The organism is Bradyrhizobium sp. 27S5, from assembly GCF_037217225.1.
GTDB classification, from domain to species: domain Bacteria; phylum Pseudomonadota; class Alphaproteobacteria; order Rhizobiales; family Xanthobacteraceae; genus Bradyrhizobium; species Bradyrhizobium septentrionale.
In genome coordinates, this window is the sequence record NZ_CP147714.1 from 7,908,441 (window position 1) to 7,927,341 (window position 18,901).

The 18,901-nt window shown below is 65.2% G+C and carries 15 protein-coding genes, 1 pseudogene and 1 riboswitch; of the genes and pseudogenes, 6 read left to right on the plus strand and 10 right to left on the minus strand.

All coding sequences use genetic code 11. The features are described 5' to 3' along the window. Nucleotides 1–40 precede the first annotated feature (40 nt). A complete protein-coding gene (locus WDM24_RS37240) occupies nt 41–895 on the minus strand; it encodes an AraC family transcriptional regulator (RefSeq protein ID WP_338829259.1) in 855 nt (284 codons plus the stop codon). A 168-nt stretch (nt 896–1,063) separates the two neighbouring features. Here WDM24_RS37240 and WDM24_RS37245 point away from each other — a divergent pair. Both WDM24_RS37245 and glyA read left to right on the plus strand, forming a co-directional pair. Then, nucleotides 1,064–1,183: pseudogene (locus WDM24_RS37245) on the plus strand (aldehyde dehydrogenase family protein); the annotation flags it as partial. 75 nt (nt 1,184–1,258) lie between these two features. Continuing rightward, a riboswitch (ZMP/ZTP riboswitch) is annotated at nt 1,259–1,343 on the plus strand. A gap of 34 nt (nt 1,344–1,377) precedes the next feature. Then, the gene (gene glyA / locus WDM24_RS37250; protein ID WP_338692364.1) at nt 1,378–2,658 is read left to right on the plus strand and encodes a serine hydroxymethyltransferase; all 1,281 of its coding nucleotides are present in this window, start codon (nt 1,378–1,380) and stop codon (nt 2,656–2,658) included. Between the two features lie 122 nt (nt 2,659–2,780). Here the strand turns inward: glyA and WDM24_RS37255 are convergent, their stop codons facing one another. The 6 genes from WDM24_RS37255 to ftsE form a co-directional block, all read right to left on the minus strand. Further along, nucleotides 2,781–4,613, minus strand: a complete 1,833-nt coding sequence (locus tag WDM24_RS37255) for a PQQ-binding-like beta-propeller repeat protein (protein ID WP_338829262.1) — start codon at nt 4,611–4,613, stop codon at nt 2,781–2,783. A gap of 214 nt (nt 4,614–4,827) precedes the next feature. After that, on the minus strand, nt 4,828–6,441 hold the full coding sequence (locus WDM24_RS37260; RefSeq protein ID WP_338829263.1) for a hypothetical protein: 1,614 nt from the start codon (nt 6,439–6,441) through the stop codon (nt 4,828–4,830). A 237-nt stretch (nt 6,442–6,678) separates the two neighbouring features. Further along, nucleotides 6,679–7,440 carry a lysophospholipid acyltransferase family protein gene (locus tag WDM24_RS37265; protein WP_338829264.1) on the minus strand — a complete coding sequence of 254 codons (762 nt, stop codon included), beginning with the start codon at nt 7,438–7,440 and terminating at the stop codon, nt 6,679–6,681. A gap of 94 nt (nt 7,441–7,534) precedes the next feature. Beyond that, on the minus strand, nt 7,535–8,245 hold the full coding sequence (locus WDM24_RS37270; RefSeq protein ID WP_338829265.1) for a YdcF family protein: 711 nt from the start codon (nt 8,243–8,245) through the stop codon (nt 7,535–7,537). Nucleotides 8,246–8,407: 162 nt separating this feature from the next. Then, complete coding sequence (locus WDM24_RS37275; protein WP_166299375.1) at nt 8,408–9,379, minus strand: cell division protein FtsX; 972 nt, start codon at nt 9,377–9,379, stop codon at nt 8,408–8,410. Next, nucleotides 9,372–10,031: a cell division ATP-binding protein FtsE gene (gene ftsE / locus WDM24_RS37280; RefSeq protein WP_029079730.1), complete on the minus strand. Its 660-nt coding sequence runs from the start codon at nt 10,029–10,031 to the stop codon at nt 9,372–9,374. Before ftsE ends, WDM24_RS37275 begins: the two co-directional genes overlap by 8 nt. A gap of 160 nt (nt 10,032–10,191) precedes the next feature. Between ftsE and WDM24_RS37285 the strand changes: the two genes are divergently transcribed. Next, the gene (locus tag WDM24_RS37285) at nt 10,192–11,055 is read left to right on the plus strand and encodes an MJ0042-type zinc finger domain-containing protein (protein ID WP_338829266.1); all 864 of its coding nucleotides are present in this window, start codon (nt 10,192–10,194) and stop codon (nt 11,053–11,055) included. 37 nt (nt 11,056–11,092) lie between these two features. Further along, complete coding sequence (locus tag WDM24_RS37290; RefSeq protein WP_166299376.1) at nt 11,093–11,470, plus strand: response regulator; 378 nt, start codon at nt 11,093–11,095, stop codon at nt 11,468–11,470. Between the two features lie 277 nt (nt 11,471–11,747). Here WDM24_RS37290 and WDM24_RS37295 read toward each other — a convergent pair whose 3' ends face one another. Continuing rightward, nucleotides 11,748–14,360: a TIGR02302 family protein gene (locus tag WDM24_RS37295; protein ID WP_338829267.1), complete on the minus strand. Its 2,613-nt coding sequence runs from the start codon at nt 14,358–14,360 to the stop codon at nt 11,748–11,750. Nucleotides 14,361–14,532: 172 nt separating this feature from the next. On the opposite strand from WDM24_RS37295, the gene WDM24_RS37300 reads away from it, so the two are divergent. Next, nucleotides 14,533–14,913 (plus strand): carboxymuconolactone decarboxylase family protein, encoded by a 381-nt coding sequence (locus WDM24_RS37300; RefSeq protein ID WP_050629459.1) that lies wholly within the window; start codon nt 14,533–14,535, stop codon nt 14,911–14,913. A 298-nt stretch (nt 14,914–15,211) separates the two neighbouring features. Here the strand turns inward: WDM24_RS37300 and WDM24_RS37305 are convergent, their stop codons facing one another. Continuing rightward, on the minus strand, nt 15,212–16,246 hold the full coding sequence (locus tag WDM24_RS37305) for an IS110 family transposase (protein WP_338829268.1): 1,035 nt from the start codon (nt 16,244–16,246) through the stop codon (nt 15,212–15,214). A 227-nt stretch (nt 16,247–16,473) separates the two neighbouring features. On the opposite strand from WDM24_RS37305, the gene WDM24_RS37310 reads away from it, so the two are divergent. Next, the gene (locus WDM24_RS37310; protein WP_338829269.1) at nt 16,474–17,385 is read left to right on the plus strand and encodes an NAD(P)-dependent oxidoreductase; all 912 of its coding nucleotides are present in this window, start codon (nt 16,474–16,476) and stop codon (nt 17,383–17,385) included. Between the two features lie 197 nt (nt 17,386–17,582). Here WDM24_RS37310 and lysA read toward each other — a convergent pair whose 3' ends face one another. Next, the gene (gene lysA / locus WDM24_RS37315) at nt 17,583–18,848 is read right to left on the minus strand and encodes a diaminopimelate decarboxylase (RefSeq protein ID WP_166299113.1); all 1,266 of its coding nucleotides are present in this window, start codon (nt 18,846–18,848) and stop codon (nt 17,583–17,585) included. Between the last annotated feature and the right edge of the window lie 53 nt (nt 18,849–18,901).

Here is an 18,901-nt window from a genome sequence, read left to right on the forward strand (position 1 = left end):
GCGACGGCCCGCGACCTGCCAGCGTGAAAGGCGAACCTGCTCAACCGGACTCGGTCGTGGTCCCGAGTGGCCACACCGCCATCACTAGACGCGAGGATCGTTCGGCGTCTTGAAGAAATCGGACAGCCTGCGCACGGGGCCTGCCCCACGCCTGCCGGAACGCCCCGGGCGTGACACCGGCGTGTCGCCGAAACTCTCTGGTGAGGTGGGCCTGATCGGAAAATCCGAGATCAGATGCAATCCCCGACAGACCATCGCCTCCGGCCGCGATTTCGTAGACCGAGCGACGGAAGCGCTGCACGGCAAGAAAACGCTTGGGCGGGCAACCGGTCGACGTTCGCACTCGCCTCTGCACCGTCCGGACCGATTTACCGACATGGCCCGCCAGCTCGCTCACCCGACCATGCGGCGCATCCAGCGGGTCGCACCCCGGAATCGAGGGGGGCCTCGCCTTCCGCGCGAGCGCGAGTAACATCAGATCCACGCTGTCGAGAATGTCAAAGCACGATGGACTGTCCCGGACGATTCGCGCCAGCGCATCGCGACACGCGACGATCGTCGGATTGTGGACGCTCGGCGTTCCCGGCCAATTCGGTTTCAACTTGACACCGACGATCCAACCGAAGAACGCCCTTCCTTTTCTTCTGCAATCGAGGCTCGGCTCGTTGAAGACCACTTTGCCGGCCGAATCGCCTTCCCGGAATACGAAGGCAAGCTCCTTGAGCGGGGAAGCGAATGATATCCGACTTTCCGTCAGCCGGCCCCGGTCTTTCAGGATATAGATCGAGTCCACAAAGGCGGCCTGATCGTCGCGCGGTGCGAATTCAGCGTAGAACGAGGGATGGGCGAAGACGCTGTCTTCGCCTTTATCCGTTTTGATTGGAGCAACGGTCATCAGTTCTCGCCGTTTGATCGGCAATTGCTTGGTTCGCTGTTGAATGCACTTACGACTGATCTATCATACACCTCCGTAGCGGCAGTTTAAACGCAAAGCTGCCGGCGTAGAAGGTGGCCCATTGGTTCGCGATGAAGCTCGCATCAGTCCCAGGTCGGCTCTTCTGACAAGCAGCTGCTCGCCGGCACCGTGCGGGTGAACACCTCGCGCGCCATCAGCTACATGATGCCGTTCGGAGGCATGATGTTTTCCGGCATCGGCCGCGAAAGTGGCATCGCCCTTATCCGCGGTCATTGAACTGGTCGTTGCGGAAGGTCCGCAGGTCGGCTAAGTTCTCCTCACGAAGAGTCTACGTGCTCATTCGTCCTTTCGCGCGACTGGCGAGCCAACGTGGAATTGACCACGGTGAAGCGCGAAGGGTTCAACGCCGATCGCCTGGGCAACCCATCTGCTGGAAAAACAGCGTGTTGAGGAGCCCGAGCATGCCGTCGTTTCGCAACGAACTGTCCATCAACGATCAAGAGATCGCCGCCGCCCTTGCGGGCGAAGAGCGCCGTCAACAGGACGGCGTCGAACTGATTCCGTCCGAGAACTACACCTACCCGGAGGTGCTCGAACTGCTCGGCTCGGTCTTCACCAATAAATATTCGGAAGGGTATCCGGGACGCCGATACTACGGCGGCCAGCAGTATACGGACAACATCGAGAACCTCGCGCGGCAGCGGGCCTGCTCGCTGTTTCGTGCCGAGCACGCCAACGTTCAGCCGCTTTCCGGATCACCGATGAATCAGGCCGTCTATCTCGGCCTGTTGAATCCCGGCGACACCATTCTCGCCATGGACCTGTCCCATGGCGGTCATCTCACCCACGGCGCGCCGGTGTCCCACATGGGGCGCTTGTTCAACTTCATTCGCTACAAGACGGCGCCGTCAAACGGCGGCGCGATCGATTTCGACGCATTGCGCGCGACGGCGCGTGAAGCGCGTCCGAAGATGGTGTTGTGCGGCTACAGCTCCTATCCGCGCGACCTGGACTATGCGGCATTCAAGAGCATTGCCGACGAAGTCGGCGCGCTCACGATGGCCGACGTCAGCCATTATGGCGGATTGGTTGCCGCTGACGTCATGCGCAATCCGCTCGATGCCGGCTTCGACGTCATGACGACGACGTCCCACAAGTCGCTGCGCGGCCCCCGTGGCGGGATCATCCTGTGCCGGAAGGAACATGCCGGCCGGATCGATGCTTCGGTCTTTCCCGGTTTGCAGGGCGGGCCTCACATGAACGTCGTGGCCGGGATTGCCGTGACGCTCAAGAAGGCGGCGACCGCGGATTTCCAGGCCTACGCGCGGCAGGTCTTGCGCAACGCGAAGGTGCTTTCCGGCGCGCTGATGGATCGAGGGATGAAGCTGGTCACCGACGGGACGGACAATCACATGATGGTCGTCGATACGGCAGCATCGGTCGGGCTGAACGGGCGAGCGGCCGAGGACGTGCTCGATGCCATCGCCATCACCACCAACAAGCAAGTCATTCCGGACGATCCGCGCCCGCCGCTCAGGCCGAGCGGTGTTCGCCTCGGGACACCGGCGGCGACCACGCGCGGCATGGGAGAAGCCGAAATGCATCGTATCGGCGGGTTCATTGCGGCGGCTCTGCGGGCGAATGGAGACGATGCGGTCGTCGCGCGCCTCAGGTCGGAATGCACCGAGATGTGCCGGGCTTTTCCTGTTCCAGGCGTGGTGTCCGCGTCCGGACCGAACTGACCGGCGGCACACCGGCAACCGCAGCCTGGCGCGGAGACATGCCGAACGGAGTTTGGCGCCGCCGGTGCGCATCCCGCATCAAGTGCGGGACAGGCTTCGCTCGAAAACGCTCTATGCGCTCGTCAGGGATTGCCGACCTCGAAGGCCAGCAGAACATTGCCGGGCAAGCCGCTCCACTGCGCGTAGCCGGAATTGACGTACAGCATGTGATCCACAACGATCGGGCCGGGTCCGTCCATGGCACCGCCACGGGCCGCAACGCCATTGATCGTGGTGTAGTCGCGGGCCGTGTCGATCTCCCAGAGCAGCCGAGCGTCGTCGGTTGCATAGGCGCGCAAGAAGCCGCTCACGCCGCCTGAGAACACGACGCCGGGAATGACGGTGATCGCGGCCGACAGCGCCGGGCTGCACTGGGGGCGGTCGCCGCAGGCGACCGGCGCCACCTGCATCGTGACCTTCCCGGTCGCAAGATCCAGTCCGAACAGGCCGCCGCCTTCGCTTGAATTGAGACGCCTCGTGCCGTCCCTTAGAAACCGCACGTCCGAATTGGCGACGTAGATCCGGTCCTGGTCCGCAGCCGAGCCCCACTCGGTCCCGCCCAACGGGCCGCCCTGGCCGATCCGCGTCTGCCACAGGATCTTGCCGTCATGATCGGGATCCAGTGCATGGACCACGCCGGATTTCTGGCCGATCACCAGCGCGCGTTGTCCGTTGCGCAAGCTCACCAGGATGGGCGATTGGCCGAAGTCATGATCGGGTCCGCGGCTGTCAGGACAGTTGGTCTGGTCGGCGCCGAAACACGCAACGACGAAGCTGTCCCTGGGCGTGGCCTGCTGATGCCAAAGCATCCGGCCGGTCGCCAGATCGAACGCGAGGACGGCATCGCTGGTGTCGGTCGCCGGATCGGCATAGCTGTTCGACGTCGCGACGTAGAGCGCCTGGCGCTGCACGTCGATCGTCGGCGCGGACCAGACCGACGCTCCGGCCGGACCAAACAGCTGGGTGCCGATGGCGTTGGTCTTGGTCGGATGCGGCACCTCAGGGATGGTGTAGCTCTTCCAGATCTGCGCGCCGGTCTCGGCCTTCAGTGCAACGACGCTGCCGCGAAACGTGCAGCATTGGTAGGTCGGCCGCGACCCCGTGGCCTCCTCGATCGATGAAACCCCGACATAGACGACGCCGGAATGGAAGACTGGCGCGCCGGTGATCCGGGCGGCCAGATGATCGTCGGCCCTGCTCTTCCAGATCAGCGCGCCGGTCACAGCATTCACGGCGTAGACGTTGGCAAACAGATCGCCAAAGAAGATGGCGGGCTGGCCGTTGTCCAGCGGGGCAAAACTGATCGCGGTCCGGACCGCCGCCTCGGTCGGAAACACCCAGCGGGTGCATCCGCTTTTGGCGTCGAGGGCGTGCACCTTGCGGTCGCCGCCGCCGACGAACAGCAGGCCGCCGACGACGGTCGGCTGAGCGAAGGCGGTGGACGTGTTCGGGAATCCGAACGCCCATTTCAGACGTAACCGGGGGACTTCATCTGATGTGAGGCCGGCCGTTGCCGCCGGCTGAAACCGGCTGTTGTTGAGATCCGCGCCCCAACCATTCCACCCTGGCCCATCGGTCGGCTGCGGAAAGCCGGCCTCGCTCGGCGCGCATTGGCCCGCATTCTCGGTCGACGCATGCGACGCGGCCTTGCCGGTGACGAGCGAGGCGATCGCCGCGCGTTCGTCACCGGTCAGCCCCTGCGCGAAGGATGCCATCGCGCCCGTGGTGATCGCACCCACAACCTCGTCGAACGATTTTGCCTGCAACGCGGCGCGGCTCGGCACGCGACTATCCGCGTTGCCGCTGTCGTGGCACTGCGCGCAGCGTTGCGCGTAGAGCGCGGCGGCGCGTTGCTGCGCTGTCGCCGGGAGGCAAGACCAGATCAGGATGACGGCCGTCGCAGCAACCAGTTTCATCGTCGTTCACCAGCGTTGCTGTTGATGACAAGAACTGTTGCAGCCTAGCAGAACCCGGATGGTTGCCAATCCCGCCCGATTACCGAGCTAGCCGAGCGACAAGCCGGCGGTTGAGCCGCCGCTTGTGCTCCTTCGTAACTGCCGACCCGGGTGACGCCGGCCGCGTCGCCCGCCTTGCACACGCAGCCAGCAAAGCTCCGGTCACTGGGGACGATCAGTGACCCGCCGCGATCCTGGTTGGACCGCAGACATCGTCCTGCAGGTTTTTGCCGTCGTCATTGCCGCGGCCATGGTCCTTCATCCGGCCATGATCGCCGTCGCAATTGACGGGAGCGAACGACACACCGCGATAGACCATGCCGAAGGCCGGCGGCACGACGACATCGAAGGCCTCATTCGCCGGCAGCGCCGTCGCCGCCACCTTGTCCGTGATGGCGGCCACCAGATTCGGATCGGCGCCGGGCTCGACCGAATTGCTCGCCGTCGACGTCACGGCGAAGATCGTCGCCGTGCCGTTGCGGTTCACGCGGCCGGTGATGTTGCGCAGGCCGCCCGTTGCCGGGTCGGTCGGATATCCCTTCACATGATAGGCCGTGCCGAGGTTCAGCCCCTTCTGCAGCGTATAAGCAAGGCTCCAGCTGCCGTTCGCATAGACCCATTTCTGAAGGCCCGCCGTCGGCGACGTTGCCGCGTCGGCCAGATTGCCGTCGCCCTCCTGGGCGACATAAAGCGTCGTCGCATTGGCAAACCAGATGCCGAACGGATAGAAGCCGTTCGCGCCGGAGTTCACCGAAGGATTGCTCGGGAAACCCGGAAGAATGCTGAACGCCGTCGCGGCGGCCGCATCCCGGGTCGGGAGAACTCCCGGCGCGCCGACCTGATAGACCGTGTTGATGCCGTTGCTACCGCTGCCCTTGGTTACGTAGAGCGTGTTGTCAGAGATCGCAAGGCCGCGGAAATTGTCGTCCTTGCCGGACTTGTCCGCGGCAAAGCCTAGCTGGCCGACGGAGAAGCCGAACTGAAAGCCGTTCTTGCTGCCGGGCGTTCCCTGCTGCACGCCAACCACAGTGTCAGAACCATCGCTGCCCGGCGTCGCGAGTTGAACGCCGGTGTCATTGACGATCAGCACCGGCTGGATGCCGCTGCCGTTACCGGCATTGCCGACCGTGAAATACTGGTCGGCCTGGGTGCCATTGACCTTGTTGGCGCGGATCGCGCCGCGGCCATTGTCGCCGCTGTAAACGTTGACCTTGGTCCGGTGCAGTGATCCGTCAAAACCGAGCTCCGCCACCACGCGTGCATGCACGCTGGTGTCCGGATTGGTGGGATCGACATGGTTGGGTGAATTGGAGTTGGAAACGTCCAGCTCGTTCACCGCAGCGTCGTAGCCCATGAATGTCACAGCCTTGCCGTCGGGCGACAGGTGAAGCGACAATTCTGACTTGGAGCTGAAGCTCGTCACCGCCACGTCCGCCGGCACGGTCAGCGCGCCGATTTCGCGAAGGCGATCGCCTTCCAGATGATACTTCTTGATCACGACCGGCGCAGTCACGCCGAAGTTCGAATCAACAGCCACATTGTTGAAGACCGTCGGATAGGTGCCGTCAGCCACCGCCTTCCCGCCGGTCGGCAGGGTCTGGCCCACGGCGACGGTCGACGGCTTGCCCGCGTAGAGCGCGCCGCTGACGAGCAATTCGTGCGGATTGCCTGCCGTCTGGGAAAAGGCCGGATGGACTGCGAACAGCACCGGTGAGAGAGCCGTCCCCGCGATCAGGCGCCGGACGATTGCCCGGCCGATTGTTTGTGGTGTGGAGATTGTCTTGAACATCCGAGAGCCCCCATTTTTTGAAGATCAAAATGGATTGCTCATAAGCGGCGGATCGCAACACTGCTGTGACAGATCTCCGACTGTCGCGTTCACGTTTCGGAAAATGTTGATGCGATCCACCGATGGTTACAGAGGGCGGTTGGCCGGCAATCTTCCGAAACAATAGGGATGGAGATTGAGCGGCCAAGCCGTGGGACGACGGCTTCGGGCACGGCGATTTGTGGAAAGGCTTCCGCCCTAACCCTTCGCCTCGCTCGGCACGCCGCCGAACAATTGCGCCTGCTCGGCGCGGCCGGCCTCGACGAGGCGGCTGGTGGCGGTCTCGATCTGGTCGCGCAGGCGGCTCATGAACTCGTCGCGCGGCAAACCCGGCGGCAGCGGATCGAGGAATTCGACCACCAGCGTGCCGGGGTAGCGCATGAAGGTGCGGCGCGGCCAGAACAGCCCGGAATTGAGCGCGACCGGCAGGCACGGCACGCTGCTCTCGGCATAGATCTGCGCGACGCCGGCCTTGTAGTTCGGCACAGCCCCAGGCGCGGTACGCGTGCCCTCCGGGAAGATCACGAGCTGACGGCCGAGCTTCACCTCGGCCGCCGCGCGCTTCAGCGTCTTGATCAGTGAGCGCGGGCCGCCGCCACGCTCGACCGAGATCATGCCGACCTTCTTGAGGTACCAGCCGAACACCGGGATCATCATCAGCTCGCGCTTGAGGATGAACAACGGATGGTCGAAGAAGCGCACCAGCGCAAACGTCTCCCAGAACGACTGGTGCTTCGAGGCGATCACCAGCGGTCCCTTCGGAATCTTCTCGACGCCGCGAAACTCGATCTTGATGTTGCAGACCACGCGCATCAGGAACAGGCTGATGCTGGCCCAGGCGGCTTCGAGTGCCATCATCGCGCCGCGCGGCAGCAGCAGCGCCGGCAGCGCGATGATGCAGAGCACCACCAGCACCAGATAGAACAGCACGTTGAAGATCAGCGAGCGCAGGAAGATCATTTCAGTCCTTGTTTGAGCATGATCTCCGCGCAAACGCGTTGCGCGTTTGTCGCGAGGGAAAACCGCTCCGCACTTTTCCGGATCATGCCTAATCCTAATTCGCCTGCGCCGTCGCCGGACGGCGCGGTGCGGCTGCCGGCTCGGCGAGATCGGAGGTCAGGTCGAGGCCGATATCGGCGAGCCGCACCCGGACCTCCGCGGCGACATATTTGGCGTATTCCGATAGCAAGAGACGGAAGGTTCCGCCACTGGTCCACCACGGCTCGTCGCGCCATTTGTCGCCAACGACCGCGAACGGGATCAGCGTGACGTCGGGCATCGCATGTGACAGTTCCACGATCGCGCGCGGCATGTGGTAGTTCGAGGTCACCACGATCAGCGATTTGAAGCCGCGCTCGCGCGCCCAGCGCCGCGTCTCCGCCGCATTGCTGCGGGTGTTGACCGCCGAGCGGTCGAGATCGACGCAGCAGCTCATCAGCCCCCGACTATCGGGCACCGAGCGGGAGATGTCGCCGGCGTCGTTGGTCGGATGCACGCCCGAGATCAACAGCCGCTTGCCGTAGCCCGCGGCGAGCAATTCCATCGCATCCGACACCCGCGACGAGCCGCCGGTCAGCACCACGATGCCGTCGGCATTGTGCGGCGGATCGCTCTCGACGCCGCGCAATTGCGAGAGGAAGCCGACAAAGCCCACCGCCGCGGCAACGAAGCCAAGCGCCAGCGGCACGACGATGACGGCGCGCAGCCAGCCGCGCGGAGGCGCGGCATAGCCATTCGGCGACGTATCGTCGGACTGCAAACTCATGTGATGCGGTTACCCTTCCCCCCGGGCGATTTTAATGCATGAACTGGAAAAGTGGAAACCCGGTTTTGCCGTGACGACGGCTGCGCGAATACGCGCGGGATCACACTCTGGCGGCGAAATGCGATCACGCGACTGACCTCATGGTTGCGCTGTCGTGCGCCGTCAATCGATGTCGTCGAGCGTGGCAAACAATGTGCGCCGCGACGCCCAGGCGGTGATCGCCGCGATCAGCACCGCCTGCATCGCCAGCACCAGATAGCCCGACGGGCGCAGCGAGAACGTGCCGAGCAGCGCCGCGAACTGGTCGCCCACCGGCGTGCCGGAGAACCAGTTGGCGATCGACTCGGAGAAGCCGAACGCCAGCATCGCCGCACCGCCGCCGATCAACCCGCCTTCAAGGCCGAGCCGAAGGAAATGCCGCAGGAAGCGGTTGGCGATGTAGCTGTCGCCGGCGCCGACGAAATGCAGCACCTCGACGATCGGACGGTTGGACGCCATCGCGCCGCGGGTCGCAAACGACACCGAGATGATGGTGGCGATGATCACGAGGATGAGGATGCCGACGCCGGCAAACACCGTGGCGCCGGTCATCGAGCGCATGCGCTCGATCCAGGCGCGGTGATCGTCGACGCTTGCGGTCGGCGCCACCTGCGTCACCCGCGCGCGCAGCGCGGCGAGATCGAGCGTGGTACCGGGCTGCACCCGCGCCACGATGACGCGCGGCACCGGCAGCTCTTCGATCGAGAGCCCGCTGCCGAGCCACGGCTCCAGCAGTTTGGCGGATTCCTCCTTGCTGAACGGCCGGACCTCGAGAATGCCGGACTGCGCCCGCATCGCATCCGCAGCCGCCTGCGCGTCGCGATCGAGGTCGCGGCCCGGTGAGGGGCGCACCTGGATGGTGATCTCGCTCGACACTTCGGACTGCCATTCGGCCGCGGACGCACTGACCAAGAGAACGGTGCCGGTCGTCAGCGAGGCGAGGAAGGTCATGATCGCGACCACCGCGACCAGCGCGCGGCCCGAGATCGAGGCGCGCGGCACGATCGGCGACATGTTGCGCGCCGTGGCCGGGACCTGCGGGCGCTCGCGCCCGAGATCGACCAACGACACTTTCTCGTCGCCGCTCCTATTCATAGATGTGCAGCCGTCCCTGATGCAGCACCAGCCGCCGCGCCTCGTATTGATCCATCAGCGTGATGTCGTGGGTCGCGATGATAACAGCGGTGCCCGATTTGTTGAGCTCGATGAACAGCCGCAACAGGCGGCGCCCGAGCGTCGGATCGACGCTGCCGGTCGGCTCGTCCGCCAGCAGCAATTGCGGCCGCGAGATCACCGCGCGCGCGATCGCCGCGCGCTGCTTCTCGCCGCCCGACAGGATCGGCGGCAGCGCATCCATGCGCTCGCCAAGGCCGACCCATTTCAGGAGGTCGATCACCTCGCGGCGATAGCTCGATTCGTCGCGGCCCATCACCCGGAACGGCAGCGCGACATTCTCGTAGGTCGTCATATGGTCGAGCAGGCGGAAATCCTGCAGTACGATGCCGATCCGTTTGCGCAGGTCGGCGACCTGGTCCTTGCTCAACAGGGAGACGTCCTTGCCGAACAGATTGACCAGCCCGCGGGTCGGCCGCAGCGACAGGAACAACAGCCGCAGCAGCGAGGTCTTGCCGGCGCCGGACGGGCCGGTCAGGAACTGGAACGAATGCGCCGGGATCATGAACGACAGGTCCCGCAAAATCTCCGGGCCGAGCCCGTAGCGCAAACCGACATTTTCGAACCGAACCAATGCGCTAGCTCCGTTCGAGAGGGCCGATGGCCGAATACCCCATACTGCCGGCCGACCGGCCGCGAACCGCACAGAAAGGTTGTGCGTCGGTTATGGTTTCCGATTCGTTAACGGTCGCTCAGTAGCATCCGGGCATACCACACGGTGGAGATTCGGCTCCATGCATATCGTTTGCCCGCATTGTACAACATCCTATGCCATCAATCCGGCCACCCTGGGGGAGGCCGGGCGCAGCGTCCGCTGTTCCCGCTGCCGGGAGGTCTGGCTGGCCCGACCGGAGGACGCCGTCGGAGTGACGGCGCCCGCCTTGGCCCATCAGTCCGCAGGCTCCGATCTCGCCGCCGAATGGGACGCGATGGGCCGGGAGGAGGCTGACGAGACCCCGGTGGTCGAAAGCCCCTCGATTTCGGCCGATTTGCCCAGCGAGAGCGACGCCACCGCGTGGCCGGCAGTCGCCGCGGCGGATGCCGCTGCCCATGCCGACGGCCAGGAGGTGACCGGAACCAAGCGCCGCTTCCGCCTGCCGCGGCTTCCCCGGCTCTTCCGGCTGCCCTCGCTGCCCCGAATTCCCTTCATGCCTGTGATCGGCGCCCTGCCGACCACCTGCGGCGCCATGGCCGCGCTGATCATCGCGCTGTTCGTCTGGCGCAACGACGTCGTGCGCCTGCTGCCGCAAACCGCCCTGTTCTACAAGATGGTCGGGCTCGACATGAATCTGCGCGGGCTCGCCTTCAAGGACCTCAAGATCACCAACGAGACCGTGGACGGCAAGCCGGTGCTGGTGATCGAGGGCATGATCGTCGGCCAGACCAGGAAGCCGGTCGAATTGCCGCGGCTGCGCTTCTCGGTCCGCGACGCGCAGGGCGCGGAAATCTATGCCTGGAATGCGGTGCTGGAGCAGCCGGTGCTCAATCCCGGCGAGCGCGCCTTCTTCAAGTCGCGCCTCGCCTCGCCGCCGCCCGAAGGCCGCAATATCGACGTACGCTTCTTCAACAAGCATGACCTCACCGGCGGCCGCGCCTGAGCCGCCGGCAAACACTCTCGGAAACCGACCCATCACCATGACGCGTGTTCTGATCGCCGACGACGAAGACTCGATGCGCTCGCTGGTGGCGCGCGCCATCGCCATGGACGGCCACGAGACCGTGACCGCGCAGGACGGCGCCGAGGCGCTGGAGATGCTGACGCGCGATGAAGGCGCGTTCGACCTCCTGCTCACCGATATCCAGATGCCGGTGATGGACGGCATCGCGCTGGCGCTGACCGCGGCGCGCGACTTCCCGGAGCTGAAGATCCTGCTGATGACCGGCTTCGCCCATCAGCGCGAGCGTGCCTCCGGCCTCGAGGCGATCGTGCATGATGTGGTTACGAAACCGTTCTCGATCGCCGATATCCGCACTGCGGTAGCGGATGCGCTGGCGGCGCGGAAGGCCAGCTAGCCGTCATTGCCGGGCTTGCCCCGGCAATCCATCTTCAAAATGAGTCTTGCGAAGCTTGATGGATGCGCGGGTCAAGCCCGCGCATGACGAGGTGTGTGCGGAGACGGATATTCGCACGCCATCATTGCGCGCAAAGCAACCCCCGCACACAACCTCGTCATGCCCCGCGAAGGCGGGGCATCCAGTACGCCGCGGCTTCTCGATTCGATCGCTGACGTCTCTGGAATACTGGATCGCCCGGTCGAGCCGGGCGATGACAGTGGAAGGCGCGGAGAGATCAATAATCCTTCAGCAGCCGCTCGATGTAGTCGAGCTCGAGCTGCGGCCGTGACGGATCGGCGAGGCGGCGGCGCAGTTCTTCGAGGATGCGGCGGACGCGCTGGACGTCGATCTCGCCGGGGATCTTCACCGTGTAGTCGTCGCCGAATTCGCGGCCGTGCAACGGACGGCCGAGCGGATCGGTCTGGTTGCCGCCGCTCTGCTGGCGGCCGGCGCGGTTGCCGGGGCCGTCGCCGGGCTGGTCGCCATCGCCCTGCTGCATGGCGTCGGCAAGGCTCTGCGCGCCCTTGCGCAGCGCATCGAGCGCGCGCCCTTGCGAATCCACCGCGCCGTCGGCATTGCCCTCGCCGAGCCGGCCGGAGGCATCGCCCATCGCGGAGTCGGCCTGGTCGAGCCCGTCGCCGTCATCGCCCTGATCGCCTTGGTCGCCCTGCTGGGCCTGGTCGCCCTTCTGACCCTGGCCCTTCTGGCCGCGCTGATCCGGACCCATGCCGCGCTTGGCGAGCTCTTCCTGCAGCTTCTTCAGCCGGTCGCGCAGCGCCTGCTGATCCTGCTGCAGGTCGCCCATCGACTGCTCGCCCTGCTTGCCGCGCATGCGGTCGCGGCGGGAATCCTGGCCCTGCTTGAAGGTCTTGTCGCGCAACTGCTGCTGCTTGCGGATCATGTCGCCGAGCTCGTTGAGCGACTGCTGCATGTCGTCGTCGCCCTGATTGGGCTGCGCCATCTGCAGATTTTCCAGCATCTGCTGCATCTGCTCGAGCAGTTGCCGCGCCGCATCCTTGTCGCCGGAACGCGACAGCCGCTCCATGCGGTCGAGCATGTTCTTGAGATCCTGCTGGCTCAACACCTTGGCATTGGGATCGAGCGGCCGGGCGAGCTGCTGCGGATTGTTGCGGAACTGCTCGGTGAGCTGGCGCAGGAAATTGTCCAGCGCCGCGCGCAGATTGTCGGTGAGCTTCTTGATTTCCTCGTCGGTCGCGCCGCGGTCCAGCGCCTGCTTCAGCGCGTCCTGCGCCGCGCGCAGCGCCTTGTCGACGTCGGAGATGTTGCCGTCCTCGATGGTGACGGCGAGCGCCCACAGGCTGGCCACGCCCCCGCGCAGCTGATCGTCGGTGCGTGCCGCCTCGAGCTGGCGGCTGACGGTATGGAGGCCAAGATAATAGCCGGTCTCCGGCATGAACATTTCCGGCGCGATCATCAGCGCCTCGAGCGCGGCGAACACCTGGCCGTTCTGGTTGGCGTCGAGCGCCAGGATGCGGCGCTGCTCGATCAGCGCGCGCGCCAGCGGCTTGGTGAACAGCCGCTCGGGCAGCCGCATGTTGAACGGCTCGCTCTTGCCCTCATTGCCGGCCTCGTCCTTGGCCGTCAGCGTCAGCGTGACGTCGGCGCCGGCATAGGGGTCTTCGCTGAGATCCTTGACGGTCTGGCCGACGCCGTTGCGGGTGCGCGCGTTGGGCAGCACCAGCGCGAATTGCGGCGGCTCGAACAGCGGACGCGGCTGCGCCGCCTTGCCGTCGGCATCCTTAGCAGCATCCTTGGCGCCATCCTTGGGCGCATCGCTTGGCCGCGCCGCGAACTGCGCGCGTGCTTCTCTGACGCCGTAATCGTCCTCGAGCCGGTAGGACATCTGCAGCGAACCGCGCGCCTGCCGCTCCGGATCCTTGGCGAGCGCGATCGACGGCGGGCGGTCCGGCGTCGCGGTGAATTTCCACTGCGGCTGGCCGGCCGGCGCGCGGACATGCGCGGTGCCGTCGGCGGCGATCTTGAAGTGCCGCTCATTGGTGCCCTTGGGCGCCTGCCCGTCCGGCGCGACCTCGGTGAGGCCGCCACCGACGACAACGTCGATGGTGCCGCCGCTGTAGCGCACCAAAAGCGTGCTGCCGGCCGGAACCGCGAGCGGGGCATTGTCGGCCGCGGCGGCGTCCTTGTTGGCGTTCGACAGGATGATCGGCGGCTTGCCGGTGTAGTTCGGCGGCGTCACCCAGGCATCGACCCGGACATTGGGCGGCGCCATGATGCCGTTCCAGTCGAACGCGGAGGCAACCCGCAGGCCGCGCTCGTCGCCGGCGGCGACATAGGTTGCGATCAGCATCACGATGACCAGCGCGCGCAGCGCCCAGGGGTCATGCAGCGAGACGCGCGGCCGCGGCAGCCCGGCGCGGATGCGCTTGATCGAGGCCAGCGTGCGCTCGCGCTGCGCCTGCCACAGCGCCAGCGCGAACGGATCCTTGTTGGTGAGCGTATCGGAGAGCGTGGTCGCCGGGCGATGCGGGATGCCGGCGCCGCGGTCGAGCCGGCTCAGGCCCTCCTCGCGGCTCGGCCAGCGGAAGCGCAGCAGCGGCAACAGCATCGCGAGGGCGGCGATCGCGAACAGGCCGGCGCCGGCGACGCGTGCGACAAACGGCAGCACCAGCCACAGCCCGGCCCAGGACGCGACCAGGAACAGACCCACGACCGTCAGGAACCGCGCCAGATGCGGCCACGACCGTTCCCACGCAATCGCAAATCTTGCCCGCTGCAGCGCCTCAGTCAGTTTCAGCCGCGCGATCGCATCGCTGTCGCGGACGGCGCGTGAGGCGTTGTCGGACGGGTCGATGTTGGCTCCGCTCAATAAAATCTCCGGGGTAGCCGGCAGGTCAGCCTAGCACAGCGGCAGCTTTGAGGCACCCGTTCCGGGGCGTAACCCACACCGGGAAATACGCATAACACGAAGGCGTGACTGCGGCGGCTCGACCCCGTAACTTCCCGGCCCGAACCAACGCCTTAACGCATGAGGAAACGATATGGACCAAAAAACACACGACAAGGGGCTCGAAATCCGCAAGGCGGTGCTCGGCGAGGCCTATGTCAACAATGCGCTGAAGAACTCCGACAGCTTCAACAAGCCGTTCCAGGAACTGGTCACCGAATATTGCTGGGGCGCGGTCTGGGGCCGCGAGGAGCTGCCGCGCAAGACCCGCAGCATGCTCAACCTCGCCATGATCTCGATCCTGAACCGGCCGCACGAATTGAAGGCGCACATCAAGGGCGCGCTGACCAACGGCGTGTCCCGCGACGAGATCCGCGAGATCTTCATGCAGGTCTCGATCTATGCCGGCATCCCCGCCGGCGTCGACAGCTTCCGCATCGCGCGCGAGGTGTTCGCCGAGCTCGATAAGGCCTGAGGCGAGTATCCATCCCCAACGTCGTCCTGGCGCAAGCCAGGACCCATATGTGGACGGCCCCCGTGGCACAAGAGCTGTTTGGTGAGATCGGATCGCTTGCATCCATATGTCCGGCCTGTTGAGTGCGATCGAATGGATCGCTGGCCAAGATGGTTTGCGCGATGCGAGTTCCAAACAACCACGCGACCTGTTGGCGGCCGATGGGTCCTGCGGACTGTCTCGCATCGTTGCTCGATCGATCGCTCCATCTGCTCTTGCAGCTCCGGTCGGTCGGCGGGTGAGCCCGCCGGCCAATCGATTAGGCGGCGGCTGTCATGGGATTGATCCGTGCCGCCTCGTAACTCTCGCCCGTCGCCATCAGCTTCCAGGCGATACGGGCCACTTTGTTGGCGAGCGCCACGGCCGCAAGCTTCGGCGGCTTGCGCTTGATCAGCGCCAGCAGCCAGCGCGAGTGATGACCGCGTCCCCGCCCGGCCTGCTGGATCACCGCTGTGGCCCCGACCACCAGCAGACGGCGCAGGTCCTCATCGCCGGCCCGCGTGATCTTGCCAAGCCTGGTCTTGCCAGCGGTGGAGTGGTCCTTGGGTGTCAATCCCAGCCAGGCCGCAAAATGACGACCAGAACGGAACGCGCGCGGATCAGGTGTCTTCATCACCAGCGCGGTTGCAACGATCGGACCGACCGAGGGGATCTCAGCCAAGCGCCGGCCCGTGGCATCGGCGCGGTGCCAGGCCATCAGTTTGGCCTCAACCCCCTCCAACTCACCCTCGAGCCTGATGCGCTCCCGGCCCAGCACCACAAACAGTTCGCGCGCCAGAACGGGAAGCGTCTCGTCCTGGGCGATCCGCGCCAGCAGTGGTTCGATCGCGTCCAGCCCCTTGGGCGCGATCAGGCCATACTCCGCCGCATGGCCGCGTATCGTATTGATCAGCTGGGTGCGCCGGACGATCAATCCGTCGCGAACACCCATCAGCATCAGCGCAGCCTGCTGCTCGGCCGTCTTCACCGGCACGAAGCGCATGCTCGGCCGGCTCATCGCTTCACACAGACCTTCTGCATCCCGCCCGTCATTCTTGTTCCGCATCACGTAGGGTTTAACCAATTGCGGTGCCATCAGCTTCACCTCGTGACCGAGCTTGGAAAGCTCACGCGCCCAATGTTGCGAAGCCCCGCATGCCTCCATCCCGATCACGGTCGGCGGCAATTTGGCGAAGAACCCCAGCACCTGTTTGCGCGACAGCTTGCGCAGCGCCACCTGCTCCCTCGCATCAACCCCATGCAACACAAAAATATACTTCGACGTGTCAATCCCAATGCGGATAATCTGGTTCACGGACGGCTCCCATGTATGAGATCTAGACAACCTCATTCTGGCACACTGATGCCGTAGGGGGCCGTCCACACCATCAACCACAGCACGTTGCCGCTACGACGGCTGTGGCCCCAGCTGAACAAAACAATCTGATCCTGGGGTAATGGGTCCTGGCTTTCGCCAGGACGACAGCGAGGGTGGGGTGGCTTTGCTGGCTCTCCTCGCAACAACGAAGAAAAGGAAACACCATGGAAATCGGATTCATCGGCCTCGGGAAGATGGGCTTCCCGATGGCGCGCCGGCTGATCGAGGCCGGCCACAAGCTCACCGTGTTCGACACAAGCAAGGACGCGCTCGACAAGCTGGTCGCGCTCGGCGCCGCGGCCGCGACCTCGCCCAAGGACATCGCCGACCGCGTCGAGACCGTGATGGCGAGCCTGCCCTCGCTGCAGGCCTCGCTCGAGGTCGCGACCGGCGCGGGCGGCGTGATCGAGGGCAAGCGCGTCAAGCGCTTCATCGATCTCTCCACCGTCGGCTCGCAGATGGCGGTGAAGATCCACGACCTGCTGGCGAAAAAGAACATCGTGCAGATCGACAGCCCGGTGTCCGGCGGCGTCTCCGGCGCCGAGAAGGGCACGCTGGCGGTGATGGTGTCGGGCCCGCGCGCCGATTTCGAGCTGGTGAAGAGCGCGCTCGACGTGATCGGCAAGGTGTTCTTCATCGGCACCAAGCCGGGCTCCGGCCAGACCATGAAGCTCGCCAACAACTTCCTGTCGGCGACCGCGATGGTCGCGACCTCCGAAGCGGTGGTGATGGGCGTGAAGTCCGGGCTCGATCCAGCCGTGATGATTGACGTCATCAACGCGGGCTCGGGGCTGAACACCGCAAGCCGCGACAAGTTTCCGCGTTCGGTCTTGCCGCGCAGCTTCGATTTCGGCTTCGCCACCGGGTTGATGGTGAAGGACGTGCGGCTCGCGGTCGAGGAGATGCGCTCGCTCGGGCTTTCGATGGAGGTCGCCGAAGCGGTCGGCCGGCTCTGGGAAGTGATCATCCGCGAAGAAGGGCCGGAGTCGGACTTCACCGCGGCGATCAAGCCGATCGAGAAGGCCGCGGGCGTGATCGTGGGTGGCGGCAAGGGCGGCGCGCACGCCGCGAAGTAACGCTCTCGCCGAATTAAACGCTGTCGTCCCGGGCAAGCGAAGCGCGACCCGGACCCATAACCACAGGCGTTTGTGGTTTAGCTGAGCTGGGGCCCCAGCTCAGTACAACAATCAAGAGCGGTGGTTATGGGTCCCTGCTCCCGTGCGCAATTGCGCACTAGGCAGGGACGACACCGAGAATGAGGTGCCAGCGTGCCTCACAACCACGGCGCGGGCTTGTCCATCGCAATCAGCGCGTCGACGTCGATGCGCGGGCGAACGATCGCATACTGGTCGTCCTTGACCAGCACCTCCGGCACTAGAGGCCGCGTGTTGTAGGTGCCGGCCTGCACCGCGCCATAGGCGCCGGCGGTCATGATCGCGAGGAGATCGCCGGCCTTCGGCTGCGGCAGCGTGCGGTCGAGCGCGAGATAGTCGCCGGTCTCGCAGACCGGACCGACCACGTCGGCGACCATGGTCGGCGTACCCTGCGCGGGCTGGCGCACCGGCAGGATATCGTGATGGGCTTCATACAGCGTCGGCCGGATCAGGTCGTTCATCGCGGCGTCGATGATGACGAAGTTCTTGGCATCGCCCGGCTTCACATGGATCACGCGGGTGACCAAGATGCCGGCATTGCCGACGATCATGCGGCCCGGCTCGAACATCAGCGTGCAGCCAAGATTGTGCGTGACGCGCTTGACCATCGCGGCATAGGCATCCGGCGCCGGCGGCGCGGCGCGGTCCATGTAATAGGGAATGCCGAGGCCGCCGCCGAAATCGACATGGGAGATGTCGTGGCCGTCGGCGCGCAGTGTCTGCACGAAATCGGCGAGCAGGCGGAAGGCCGCCTCCAGCGGACCGAGATCGGTGATCTGGCTGCCGATATGCACATCGGTGCCGGTGACCTGGATGCCCGGCAGCTTCGCGGCGCGGGCATAAACCTCGCGGGCGCGCGCGATCGGAATGCCGAACTTGTTCTCGGACTTGCCGGTCGAGATCTTGGCATGGGTGCCGGCATCGACGTCGGGATTGACCCGCACCGAGATCCGCGCCGTCGTCTTCATCTCGACCGCAAGCCGCGACAGCATCTCGAGCTCCGGCTCGGACTCGATGTTGATGCAGAGGATGTCGGTGGCGAGCGCCGCGCGCAGCTCGGCTTCGGTCTTGCCGACGCCGGAGAACACGATCTTCGATGGCGGAATGCCGGCCGCCAGCGCCCGCTTCAACTCGCCGCCGGACACCACGTCGGCGCCGGCGCCGAGCTTGGCCAGCGTGCGCAGCACCGACTGGTTGGAGTTCGCCTTCATGGCGTAGCAGACCAGCGCCTTCTCGCCTGCGAAGGCTTCGGTGAAGACGCGGTAATGCCGCTCCAGCGTTGCGGTCGAATAGCAATAGAACGGCGTGCCGACGGCTTCCGCCAGCTCAATGAGATTGACCGCCTCGGCATGCAGCACGCCGTTGCGATAGTCGAAATGGTTCATGACACGTTAGATTGTTTGAGCATGATCTTGTCGGAAAACCGGCTTCCACTTTT